This window comes from Moorena sp. SIO1F2 (assembly GCF_010672755.1).
Taxonomy (GTDB): Bacteria; Cyanobacteriota; Cyanobacteriia; order Cyanobacteriales; family Coleofasciculaceae; genus Moorena.
This window is the reverse complement of sequence record NZ_JAAHFV010000193.1, coordinates 1-12,091: the sequence shown is the minus strand read 5'-3', so window position 1 is coordinate 12,091 and position 12,091 is coordinate 1. Positions and strand designations below refer to the sequence as shown.

Genomic DNA, 12,091 nt, shown 5'->3' with positions numbered 1-12,091 from the left:
TCCTATACTGAACTCTATAGTTCAGTATTGGCCAAGAATAAGGCATTTAAAACATAACATAATACCGTCAGGGATATAGTCCCTAAAAAAAACTTCCACCAGTTTGACTCAAAATCTTCCTCAGTGATATCTTCAAATAATCCTGGGCGCTTCTTTTTCAAGTTATTTTCAAAATACACAAATATCCCAATCCCAATTATACAGATCAACACTCCGATTAATAACCAGTGCCATGTTCTTAATGGGATGTCTTCTGATAAATAATTAAACTGAAAGCCTCCGGTTAGGCACCAATAGGCTATACTGGCAAATCCAAACATACTTAAGGACATAATTGAATGCCAAATTACCAACTTTTTTTCACGATTGATTAGAGTCATGAGATTTAATATCTTATTGAAATCCCTCTTAAAAAACCACTTAACTAAAACAAATAATGGAGCAACAAAAAACATAAGATAAATGTTTGCAAAATTTGAGCCTAGTGGGGTAGCTATCCCTCCTAGCCTACCTAATCCCAGTGAGACAAGCATTAAAAGTAACTCAGGATTGTTGGTACTTGAGTTAATCACCAAGGTGCGTTGCTCGCGCCCTAAATAGTCACCAGCAAGACCCGCTGCACAGCTGACCATCAAGTCAGTGGTGTAGGGAATTAACCAAAAGCAAAATGTTACGGCTGTAATTAAAGAAATCACCAGGAATGGGATTTCACCAATGAAGTCATGGAGCTTGATGATCCAACTGTCCATTAATTTAAACCTCGACTTAGTTTGGCAATCGTGAGTTACCCTTAAAAAAAACTATTTCATAGTTTGGGATTGATTGATATAGAGAATCCATCCACCGAGTTAGCCTAACCGTTAGTGTGATAGACTATCCACCTTAGTTAGATGTCCTTTTATGATGGCACCTGACTCAATCTTCTTTGGTCCCGTTCATCTGCAAACTAGATGGAATTGGAAACACACTGGGCTAAATGATAGTCTATGCCCCAGTAGCTAAAGAATAAAAATCTATAGTCGCGCTTTGTATAAGTCAGTGAAATCACTATCCTCTCATGGCTCACTATCAGGGCTAGAGCACTATTCTCCTTCTAGTCCCACCCCACTTCTGAGTGCAAAGCACCTTGCCAAACGCCTGATTACAACGACAGCAATAGCCCTGGCATCGGGTTTTGTAGCCCTGTGCCAACCAGTGCAAGCTTTACAGGTACAAGTTCAACCAGAAAATCCCCAGTTAGGCGATACTTTGTCAGTGGTAATTCAAACCGAAACAGTTGGTTCACCACCAACCGTTTCTATGGGTCAAAAGACCTATCCTACTTTTGCAGCAGGGACAAATCGTTATCGCGCTTTAGTACCCACTACCCCATTAGATAAACCAGGAAAATTGGTTTTACGAGTGGCTGGTGATGGTAAAGTTAACAACATAGCTGTACCACTTCAGAATCGGTCTTTCCCTGTCCAACGCATCTGGCTGTCTGGCAAAGCCTCTGCCCCAGCAACCCAATTTGAATTAAATCGGGTTGCCCAGTTTAAAAAATTATTGACCCCAGAAAAATTCTGGAATGGTAAATTCTATAGACCCAACAATGCTCGTGTCTCCAGTGTTTTCGGTGTTCGTCGCTACTACAACGGTGTCTATGCTAAAAACTACTACCATCGTGGTGTTGACTATGCCGGTCGCTTCGGTTCACCAGTAGTAGCACCAGCAGCAGGAAGGATAGCACTAGTGGGACGAGAGTCTGAAGGTTTCCGGGTTCATGGGAACACCGTAGGGATTAACCATGGTCAAGGGGTACTCAGTATCATGCTGCACTTGAGCGAAATTAAAGTTAAAGAGGGGGATTTTGTTCAAGCTGGCCAGGTCATTGGTACCATTGGTTCTACAGGTGCTTCCACTGGTCCTCATCTACATTGGGGTCTCTATGTTCACGGTAAGTCGGTTGACCCAGTACCCTGGAGATGGGAAGGTATCAATTGACCTGACCCTAGCCCATCACTTAGCTAAACCGCGAGAAGCCCCGCACTTTACCTTCATTGGGTAAGTGTCGTATGGGAAGCGCGGGGCAAGGGTCGGAACGTCGAAATGCCAATGGGCTATACTAGGGACAGTAGGGGAAACAAATTAAGAGCTAACCGCCACCTACTAGCTAAACATAGAACGAGTTGTATTGTTCCGGCGCGGAGGGGCATCCCGGAGACGAAACCGATAGATAGGGTCGCCTTAATCAATAAGATTTAACCTTTTTATCCTAAGCCTACCAACCATAAAGGCGACCCTATCCTTACGGTAACTTCTGACCGTGTCGTTAATAAAGTAACCCGTGTAACCGTTCGCGCAGCGTCGGCGAAAGCCGATATCGTTGGATGGTGTTGGTAAGAAGCCCACGCTGTACCGCGCTTGTCAGCGTCGGGAGTATGTCACCTGGATCACCTATACTATAACTAAGCCAGCACATTTGCTATCATAGATAAATCTAAACATCAAGGGTAAAGGGCTAGCCACTGTTGACGATTTTCTCCAAATATCTTGCAGTATCTCCAAAAATAGGTTAGACAATGATTAGTTTTCTAGTGTCATTGAAAACATTCTGGTTCCTTGAATTGAAGCCGAAAAGCAAACCATGATAGTGGTTGCGTTTTCTATTAAACACAGATAATTGCGCCAAGAGCGGAACAAAACCTATCTTGGCCTTGGGAGATACCCCCTGGCTGCTTAAGCAGCTTGCATTAGTGGGCTAAAATCGGCAAAGTAGATTTTGGTAGCTAAAAAGTATCGGTAAACGTAACCGGCAAGAGGGAAAAATTTTCTTTACTCTTGCCCTTTCCCTATTGGTTAGCTGTTAACTTGTCCTTCCCTTAGGATTTAGTGGTTATTGACCACTACTCCATAAATTCCTCGTGTTTGTAGCTAGTCATAGGCTAAAGCCCTATGGCTAACTTACTCCTACTCTTTTTTTGATTTTACTAGGAAATCCCACTAACCACTGACTCCGCTTCACGAAATCCCCCAGATTCACCCATCGGGATCAGCTTAATCAGATAAAGACGAAGCTAAATTCCTAGATTATACTATTAATTATTTTGACCATTAAATCAATAGCTATTAAATCTACTCATGAGAATTGAGCAAATTGTAGAAAAAGCGTTGAAAGATGGCTACTTAACTCCCCTGATGGAGAGTGAGGTCGGTCGCCTTTGTGACACAGCTTCGGAACTCTCCATTGAAGAATATATGGCATTAGACAGACTGATGGGGGCGCTTCTATGTGGTGAGGTGGTTACAGCTGCTCGCAAGCAGTTTATCAATGTCATGGAAGAGTTGGTATTAAGCGAAGCAATTGATCAATTTACCAAGATAGAAGACAAGAGCGATCACTTTCTGGAGCTAGGAGATATTGCTGCCTATGCCCTCAATAGACTGCCCCCTCTCTATGCCACTACCGAAAAAGGTGCTCAATACCAGCGTAAAAGAGCAAAGCAAGACCTAATGGATTTAATTAACCATCAAGTCAAGGATGCCATAGCCAAATATCTAGAGCGACCTGATTTTGGCGGTGATCGCCAAGCAATCGGCAAAAAAAACAGCGATCTGATGGAACAGATTAGTAATATGTTAGAGGAGTTTGCACCACACTTTGAGCCAAAGCCTCAGGGCTCAAATGGATTACGTTGAGTCAGTGTTAACAGGTGATGGTTAAAAATCCCTTTTCAATGGCAATTTTTCGGTTGAGATGTTTAATCTCTCACAATGACTGGTGTTCCTAGACTTACCTGCTCATACAACTGTTTAATATCCTGGTTGAGCATCCGTAAGCAGCCGTGGGAAACCGCTGTGCCGATTAGCTCTTCTTCATCAGTGCCATGAAGCCCGATTTGATGGTGCCCGTCAGACCAAAAACCAATCCACCTTTCTCCTAAAGGATTATCAGGTCCAGGAGGTATGAGTTCACCAGTAATCGGTTCTTTCCAAATAGGGTTGGGTTGTTTGCGAATAATTTTGAAACTGCCAGTGGGTGTATCCCAACCGGGTTTACCAATAGCAATTGGGTGGCTCTGGAGCAATTGTTCTCCCCAGTACAAGTAGACCGTAGTATCACTCAAATCCACAACTACCTGGTAAGTAATAGCAGCAATTGCATCAGTAAAATAAGAGGTGGCTGGTAAAACCTTGGGAATTTTTGATTTCAGTCTCTTTAGCGTTACCTGAGGTTTGATCAGATCTGAGGCTGTTTTTTCGGATGACAACGGTTCCAGTTCTGGGTATACTGAAGAGGTTTTTGTCAGCGTCTTATCTGTATCGAGTCGTGCTATGGTCAACCGAGAGGTTGCTGGCAAGACCTGGCTAATCTCAGGTGTAAGTTGCTTCAGCTTAAGCTGTGGTAGTGTAGCTGAGATTAACAATCCTGCTGACCCAAAGCAAAATATCATTAAGCTAGTGTTAATTGAGTTGCTTATGGCCATAATTAATTTATTTAATAGTTAATTAATTGGAAATGACTAGTTAATTTAATAGTTAATTGGCTGTTTGCTGGCTCAGTCCACTACAAGCGTGAAAATGTAAGATAGACTAGTGCTCGATGAGCGGGAACCAATCGCAGAAGTTGGGAGTCAATGAGAGGAAGAAAGTTTTAGAAGCTATTCCAATCATGAGTCAACCAATTTCTCTATCCTGGTCAACAGAGGTAACACTTCCTCAACTGCCGGTGCAACCTGAGAAACTCTCTAACTATGATTTGGTTTTACGCTGTCAGGAAGGGATGAGTCCTGACCGCACAGCCTTTGCTGAGCTACTACGTCGGTATCAGTCCCACGTGGATAAGATTTTGTATCACTTGGCACCAGACTGGCAAGATCGGTCCGATTTAGCCCAAGAGGTGTGGATTAGGGTTTACCGTAATATTAAACGACTTAATGAACCAGTCAAGTTCAAAGGTTGGTTAAGCCGTATTGCCACCAATCTGTTCTATGATGAGCTCCGCAAACGCAAGCGGGTAGCCCACCCCCTGTCTCTGGATGCACCACGTCATATGGATGATGGCGATATGGATTGGGAAATTGCTTCAGCAGAGCCTGGTCCAGAAGAAGATATGACGACCAGAGAGTTTTATGAGCAACTGCACAAGGCAATATCAGAGTTGCCAGAAGTGTTTCGTACTACCATTATCCTTAGGGAAATCGAAGGTATGGCTTATGAAGAAATTGCCGAAATTACTGGCGCTTCTCTCGGAACCGTTAAGTCTAGAATTGCTAGAGCAAGAGCGAGATTGCAATCTCACCTGCAAGCTTATCTAGATTCCTAAACATCAGTATAGTTACTTAATAATATATCAAATCTTTACAAGGCTTGCTTAATCATATCTTTATCTAAATCCCATAATTTGAGAAGACAAGCTTGTTCAAATCTTTATCTAAAGCGCCGGATTTCCTGTATTGGTTATTCCCTTAATATAAAAAATATGGGAGATCTAGTGTGGGGAGTTTACGATGACTCGTTGGTGATGAGAAAATGACCTCTAAATTTAACCCTGATAACACTTATGGGCAGGAATCTGCCAAAGATATGGATTCCCTCAAACGCAATCGCTTTCAATTAATCAGTGCCTACGTTGATGGGGAAGTAACATCAGCAGAGCGCTCTGATGTGCAGCAGCTATTGGCAACTGACCCAGAGGCCAAACGATTATACAATCGACTGCTGATGCTACGTCAGGCATTCCGAACCATGCCCGTCCCACCAACAGAGCAACCAGCTGAAGAACTGGTACAGCAAGTTTTATCAAAGATTGACCGCCGCCGGAATCGCCGAAAATTCGTTTGGGGTGGTGCTGCCCTTGCTGCCATGTTTGTCGGTGCAGTTTCGATGATTGTGCCTAATGGACCCTCACCAGTGCCACAGATGGCCACTAACCCAACTCCATTGCCAAAAGCAGAACCCCTCAGGATTGCTCTGAATCGACCGCTGCTAGAGATACCATTAGCTCCAGTGTCATCTCCTAGACCGTCAGGGTTAACACCAGAAGTTAATGGAAATGTCAACAATCTTAATTTGAATTAAATTAAATTGAGATAAATGGTTATTGCCTCAGCTTGGAACTAATCACCATTTCAGTGTTTAGCTTTTTCATTGTTTACCTTGTAGTTTCCTGATCAACTCATAAAATGGCTCCCAATTATCTTGCTGAGTAATTGGCTCCCAAACTGCTTCAATGACAGGTCTGAGTAAAGCAGTTTGCGGATTCTTATCTCGCAGAAGTGCTGACATATCCTTGAGCTGATCAACTGATAAATTTTGTAAAAGGTGGTGGTATAAATTGCGCCAATCTGCTAGGGATGAATACTGAGCATCTGACTCCCAAAAAGATTCTCGGCTCATTATCTGAGTAACATCATCTCGCCAACTCTTATCAAACTGTTGGGCTAATTCAGCAAAGAAAGCGTGATAACCAACCTGAGTATCTTGCAGGAACTGAATCGTTAACCTCAATAACTCTGACTCTTCCGATTCTGGCAACTGTTCAAATCCCAGTTTATTCAGCATCAAGTGCCGATAATTGCGGTAATAATGTTTCCCAAACTCCCCTAAACCTGCTTCCATCTCCGATGTTGGGATTACCATCCCTAACGGTTTCTGAAGCATTTCTAAATTTAACTGACAAATTCCAGGTTGATTGCCATAACTGTAGCGCCTGTAATAGTCAAAGTAAGCAGCGGTAAACTGAGGGTCATAGGTGGGGATAAAGGCGAATGGTCCATAATCAAAACTTTCTCCAGTAATCGACATATTGTCGGTATTTAAGACAGCGTGACAAAAACCCGCTGCCATCCACTGGGCTGCTAATCGAGCCACTCGTTCCACCAACTCAGCGTAAAACTGAGCATACTGCTCCTGTTTCTTATCCTCCCTGAGGGGGATTATGCTTGGGTAGTACTGCTCAATCACATGGTCTAATAGCTTCTTGATTAAATCCGGACGCTTAAAGTAATGCAGTCGCTCAAAGGTACCAAACCGGATATGGGAACGGCTAAAACGTACTATAACTGATGAGCGAGTTGGAGAAGGTTCATCACCTCGCCACAGTTGCTCTCCAGTTTCAATCAGGCTCAGACAGCGGGAGGTTAAAACTCCAAGATGGTGCAACGCTTCAGCTGCAAGTACTTCCCGCACCCCTCCTTTGAGGGTCAGTCTACCATCAGCAGTTCGGGAGTAGGGTGTGGTGCCAGAGCCTTTCGTACCGAAGTCGTAAAGTTCCCCATCGATTCCTCTTACTTGACCATAGAGAAAACCTCTTCCATCCCCTAGTCTAGGGTTATATTCACCAAATTGATAGCCGTGGTAGCGCAGGGCTAAAAAAGGTCGAACTCCCTGAAATTTACCGAAAGCTTGGATAAAGTCTTGGTCATTAGTGTCTTGGGGATTTAACCCAATACGGGGTAACAATTGGTCGTTACGAAACCGCAGGATATGCCTAGGAAATTCTGCTGCTGCTACTTCGTCAAAATAGTCATATCCGAGGGATTCTAAGGCTGGCTCGTAGTTGAGAGATAGAAACATATCGATCAGGGTTTTGTAGCTGGCACGGGAATAGGTTTGCAAATGAATAGTTTTTTAGTTACCACAAAGACCCAAAAAATCACAAACATCCTAAGATTATAAACGAAGGAAGAAAGCAGATTTGATCTAAGATATGCCTAATTCTATAATGTTCCAGGAAGATGGGTATGTAGTTCTCGAAACTAATCAGCCAGAGGTGATTCTGACTGCAATGGAGTTAAAGTCAAAGTTAATGGCAATCTTGGCAAATCGTCAGGATGATTTGCCAAGGGATTTGCAGCATTTGACCTCTTTAGAGGAGCAAGGACAGTATTTGATGGAGACCAGCTGTGAATTAGATGTAGGACCTGGAGAGTATTTACAATGGTATGTAGTGCGCCTCTAAAAACTATACCGGCAACAGAACAGCAACCCTGAGCGCCGATGTCTAGGCAACAACTCGGCGCTCAGGGTCACGGGGCGGTATATGACAGACTGTTTAAAGTGAGAATCCCCGTCTAGGTAACAGTGGGGAGCTTTAAAGGTAAGGTCTTTAGACGCTGGTGGTTTCTTCGGGTATTGCCACTAGTGCTACATCCACCTGGTCTTCTTCAAGTTCGGTTAAATCTACTCTAATACCAGGTCCAAAGAAGTTTTCCAGTTTTTCCTGCTTTTTGAGCCAAGTCTCAAAAGGAATTAGTGGGGAGTCAAATTCGAGAATTAAGGCATAAGCACCATCCACCGAAGTTTCTCGTAACCCCATCAACACAGGTCTTTCTTCATCAGTAGGAGATAAACCAAGGCTTTCCAAGGAACTATCTAGATGGGCTTCTTGACCATAGCGATATCGCATTACGTCTTTGCGAATCTGGTTTTGGATTGGGGTGGCGCTTTGCTCTCGCAGCGTCAGGACTTCAGGAATTGTTGGTTGGCTTAATTCCACAGGCTTTAACTCGGCAGCTTTGAGGGCAAGACCTCCTAGTAGAATCGGAATTCCATAAAAGAATCCCACTAGATTCAGGGTGGCATTATCGGTAGCGTAGGCAACAAAGCCGATTACGGTCAGTAATCCACCAATGACTAGACCTACAGTTCCTAGGGAAGTTCGGGGTAACATTATTTAGCTATGTAACAGAAATAACTCCAGTTTTATTATCATAGAGTGGTGGTCAAGTCATAGAAGTTGACAAAATTACCAATATATGGTTTTGGGTGAATTTTATCCACTCCTATCTGCCCTATCCCCCATCTTCCCATCATTACATCAACCCAATACTCTGATTACTGGCTTGACCGATATTCCCGACTCCAGGCAAGTAAGAACGAATTAATAATTGCACCAAGTCTTTCTCTTAAATACCTTATTCCCCCTTTTTATGATAAAATCTGATCGTTATCATAAAATTATTGTAAATAAGAGACAGTCAAAAATGGAGTTGGAAAAAATTAAGGAGCGAATTACCTTAATCACGAGTAAACGGGAATCCTTGTTACGGCTTCTGGAGCAACCCGATTTGGGAACCCTCAGAATTGATGTTAATCAGGCTCTGGAAGAACTCGATGATCTAATCGATGAATTTAAGCGTACTTTCCCCGAATAGAAAGGCTAACTGATTCCTAAAAAAATTGGCGTTGCTGATTAATTGAATAACTGAAGGTAATAAATAATTAGGAAATCAGCTGACTATAATTGCATAATTCCTTAGTTTAGCAGCGCCTTATTTTAGTTTTCGTTTCTCAGCTGATTTTAGCTAGTGGTTGTAGACAGTTAACTTTATCCCTCCCCATTTTCCTAACTAAATTAATTAGATCTGAGGTGGCAACATCTTTCCTACAGAAGATATCAACGGGAGCAGTTTGGCTCATCACCTCAATTTGGGGGTCTTCTACTGAAGAGTAGGCAATAATTTTCGTGTCTGGCTCTAGACTTTTGATCCGGGTGGCTGCACTGAGACCATCCATCATAGGCATTTGTAGATCAAGTACTATAACATCCGGGCGATGGCACTCTACCATATCAATGGCTTCTTTCCCGTTACTAGCAAGAGCAACTATCTCAATATTCTCCTGAGCAGAAAATGCTAACTGAAGGCTATATCGAGTTAATTCATGGTCGTCAACTACAAGAACTCGCAAGGCAGGATGCTCACAGGAAAACATAGGAAGACACTGATCATTGTTTGACTTTTTCAGTCTAATAAGTTAGATTGTAACATTTTATCTACCTTTCGAGATAATCAACTGATCATTTCATGAATTTATTACATTGACTACAATATCAATTTACATTGATACCTAGGAGCTGATCTGACCAAAAAAGTGGGTCTCAAGCCTGGCCTTTGGCCACGCTACGCGAACGCCCTTCTAGGGCGACTTTTCCAGAGATAATGTACAATGAGAGTGTAGCCTAGCACAGGCAGGATTCGTCGGTACTGCCAAGCTCCCCAACGACAATTACGGGCAGGATGCCCGTTCCACGCAAGATGCTAGTACACGAGGCGCGAAAAACCTCGATAAAACGCATGGATCCTAGCGGATACCGACAAACCGGTAAAGTCAACTTTCAATAATTAGCGTACCGTGGGGCACACGGGAACGTACTTAAACGCTTAGGGAGACAAGCCCACTGGGGTTAGTTAAATTAAGCTCGATATTTGGTTTTTAAACGGATATCTGGCTTAAGTATTGCCTTTGCTGGATAACTGATTTTAAGGCGTGTCGTAGAACTAAGAATCCCCGCGCCTTCAGGCCGGGGAGTGTCAAATACTATCGACTCTCCCACACCCCTATCATATCAAGTTAGGTTTAATACCCATAATCAAAATGTGGACCGATCCAGGCACCGGGAAATCCAAAGATGGGCAGATGGGCAGATTTTTATTGATGGTGTGTCCGAACAGTTAAAACTTGGGGGGGTGTCGAGTCTGGGGGATAGAGAAAATCGACTTGCACCAGTCGCTGGTCAAGGGGTGGCATCTGCAACCTAACTTGGGCTACCCCCTGCTCACCACGCCGTTGTACCAAATGCACATAGCGCGTCCGAGGTAAACCTTGATCATCCTTATAGCTCAATTGCACTGTCCCCCGGAAAAATATTTGCTTAGCTGGTGCCTTTAAAAACCTTAATCCTCCCTGGATTTGATCTTGTTTAATTGGTGTCTCAATAGCCAGGGTGACCGTTTGAGTATCCCGGGTGGGATTAATCAGTGGCAAGGTCAGGCTGTATTGCACCCCATAGTTACCATGGGCAAAATAGGCGGTATCTGGATAACGGACTAACATCGGCGCACTCTGAATTTGACCAGTACCTAACCTGCCGTGATGGAGGGTACTCAGTCCGTAGGAAAAGGCTTTTCCCGGTTGCGGAATAGTTAGAGATTGAGCAGTAGGATTATCCACTAACTGAGCTTGCCATCTAGAGCCTCGGGCTACTCCTGCCACTCGACCGTAGATAATTGAACCACTAGTAGCCATCGGAGCAGTCGGGGCGCGATCGCGTGGTCCGGCTAACTCTCCTTGCTCTAATAAATTCTGCCATTGAGCTATAGTAGGAGAGCGTTCATTGCCATCACTATCTAAAGGTGCATACTGAGCAAGACTAGCGGCGTATACCTTTCCATCACTGTATAACCGCATCAAAGTTGAGCGACCATTAATCGGTGGTGTCAAGGTTCGCACTGGAATTGGCAGATTCAGCAACATGCGGCTTTGCTGAGCCTGAATCACCAATTGGGCAGGAAATCCGTCTTGCCTACCTCCACGCAGGATATCACTCATCACTCGGCTACCAGGCCCAGCATAAACTCTACCGGAAGAATTATCTAATTGGGAGGGTAATTCGATAAATGGTGCATCAGGCTGACTCAGGTAACTAGCTGCCTCAATAATATCGACTGTTACTGGTTCTTTGCCCGGATTGTAGAGGATAATCCCCAGATAAAGGGTGCGCAAATCCTCTAGGGTGGGTGCTTTGGCAACATGGTGGGCAAAGATATCAAAGCGCCCTTGAAATGGAAAGTTTAAGTGAGCCCCTGGGTTGCCTTTGTCAGAAGGGGGAAATGTGGACAGTAAAATTCCTTCAGTCTGTACTAGTTCGGGACTGTTGCTGTTGAATACGGGTACATTATCTAGTTGTCCTGGTAGAGGGCGTATTTCTTGGAGTTGCACGATTTCTACTTGAGGTGTTGGTGCTGGGGTGGCTTGAGCCAGGGTGAAATTTAGTAAAAATGGCAGCATGGATAATGGGGTTTTAGTTAAACCAAAAGTGGTTAAACCATAAAGACGCGAACAGGCCAAGATTTGGATCAGGGTGCCATCTGCTAAGTTCAGAAACTCTGTTAGTTACAGGTTTTTAGTCACAGGTGTTGGCTAACTGGGAATTCTGAGTTTTAGTGATGTCAGCTGGAATTTTCCAGTATGGCATGGGAATATATTGAATCTATAACTATGACTTTTCTTTACCACCAAGTTTCCCTTGCCCAACTTTCCACCAAGGCACGTTCTGATCGCACACGCTGGCAGTCAGGAACTGAATTAGCTATGGTTACCTATGGGA

General features: G+C 43.7%; 12 protein-coding genes. 6 read left to right on the top strand and 6 right to left on the bottom strand.

Going from position 1 to position 12,091, the window contains the following annotated elements:
* Positions 1–14: 14 nt before the first annotated feature.
* Positions 15–695, bottom strand: coding sequence for a hypothetical protein (locus tag F6J94_RS20870; protein ID WP_293043868.1), 681 nt, complete (start codon positions 693–695; stop codon positions 15–17).
* A 343-nt stretch (positions 696–1,038) separates the two neighbouring features.
* On the opposite strand from F6J94_RS20870, the gene F6J94_RS20865 reads away from it, so the two are divergent.
* A complete protein-coding gene (locus F6J94_RS20865; RefSeq protein ID WP_293043866.1) occupies positions 1,039–1,983 on the top strand; it encodes a M23 family metallopeptidase in 945 nt (314 codons plus the stop codon).
* A gap of 1,137 nt (positions 1,984–3,120) precedes the next feature.
* Positions 3,121–3,678: a late competence development ComFB family protein gene (locus F6J94_RS20860; RefSeq protein WP_293043864.1), complete on the top strand. Its 558-nt coding sequence runs from the start codon at positions 3,121–3,123 to the stop codon at positions 3,676–3,678.
* Positions 3,679–3,740: 62 nt separating this feature from the next.
* Here the strand turns inward: F6J94_RS20860 and F6J94_RS20855 are convergent, their stop codons facing one another.
* Positions 3,741–4,466 carry a L,D-transpeptidase gene (locus F6J94_RS20855; RefSeq protein ID WP_293043862.1) on the bottom strand — a complete coding sequence of 242 codons (726 nt, stop codon included), beginning with the start codon at positions 4,464–4,466 and terminating at the stop codon, positions 3,741–3,743.
* A 185-nt stretch (positions 4,467–4,651) separates the two neighbouring features.
* On the opposite strand from F6J94_RS20855, the gene F6J94_RS20850 reads away from it, so the two are divergent.
* Together F6J94_RS20850 and F6J94_RS20845 are read left to right on the top strand one after the other, a co-directional pair.
* Complete coding sequence (locus F6J94_RS20850; RefSeq protein ID WP_071107622.1) at positions 4,652–5,305, top strand: sigma-70 family RNA polymerase sigma factor; 654 nt, start codon at positions 4,652–4,654, stop codon at positions 5,303–5,305.
* A 206-nt stretch (positions 5,306–5,511) separates the two neighbouring features.
* Positions 5,512–6,060: a Fis family transcriptional regulator gene (locus F6J94_RS20845; RefSeq protein ID WP_293043861.1), complete on the top strand. Its 549-nt coding sequence runs from the start codon at positions 5,512–5,514 to the stop codon at positions 6,058–6,060.
* A 66-nt stretch (positions 6,061–6,126) separates the two neighbouring features.
* Here F6J94_RS20845 and F6J94_RS20840 read toward each other — a convergent pair whose 3' ends face one another.
* The gene (locus tag F6J94_RS20840) at positions 6,127–7,566 is read right to left on the bottom strand and encodes a YdiU family protein (protein ID WP_367142250.1); all 1,440 of its coding nucleotides are present in this window, start codon (positions 7,564–7,566) and stop codon (positions 6,127–6,129) included.
* A gap of 124 nt (positions 7,567–7,690) precedes the next feature.
* On the opposite strand from F6J94_RS20840, the gene F6J94_RS20835 reads away from it, so the two are divergent.
* The gene (locus F6J94_RS20835) at positions 7,691–7,942 is read left to right on the top strand and encodes a chlororespiratory reduction protein 7 (RefSeq protein WP_070391149.1); all 252 of its coding nucleotides are present in this window, start codon (positions 7,691–7,693) and stop codon (positions 7,940–7,942) included.
* 147 nt (positions 7,943–8,089) lie between these two features.
* On the opposite strand, the gene F6J94_RS20830 is transcribed toward F6J94_RS20835, so the two are convergent.
* Positions 8,090–8,653, bottom strand: coding sequence for a DUF2854 domain-containing protein (locus F6J94_RS20830; protein WP_070391148.1), 564 nt, complete (start codon positions 8,651–8,653; stop codon positions 8,090–8,092).
* A gap of 319 nt (positions 8,654–8,972) precedes the next feature.
* On the opposite strand from F6J94_RS20830, the gene F6J94_RS20825 reads away from it, so the two are divergent.
* Positions 8,973–9,137 carry a hypothetical protein gene (locus F6J94_RS20825; protein ID WP_293043872.1) on the top strand — a complete coding sequence of 55 codons (165 nt, stop codon included), beginning with the start codon at positions 8,973–8,975 and terminating at the stop codon, positions 9,135–9,137.
* Positions 9,138–9,273: 136 nt separating this feature from the next.
* Here F6J94_RS20825 and F6J94_RS20820 read toward each other — a convergent pair whose 3' ends face one another.
* A complete protein-coding gene (locus F6J94_RS20820; protein WP_293043858.1) occupies positions 9,274–9,672 on the bottom strand; it encodes a response regulator transcription factor in 399 nt (132 codons plus the stop codon).
* A gap of 741 nt (positions 9,673–10,413) precedes the next feature.
* A complete protein-coding gene (locus F6J94_RS20815; protein ID WP_293043856.1) occupies positions 10,414–11,772 on the bottom strand; it encodes a DUF3370 domain-containing protein in 1,359 nt (452 codons plus the stop codon).
* Between the last annotated feature and the right edge of the window lie 319 nt (positions 11,773–12,091).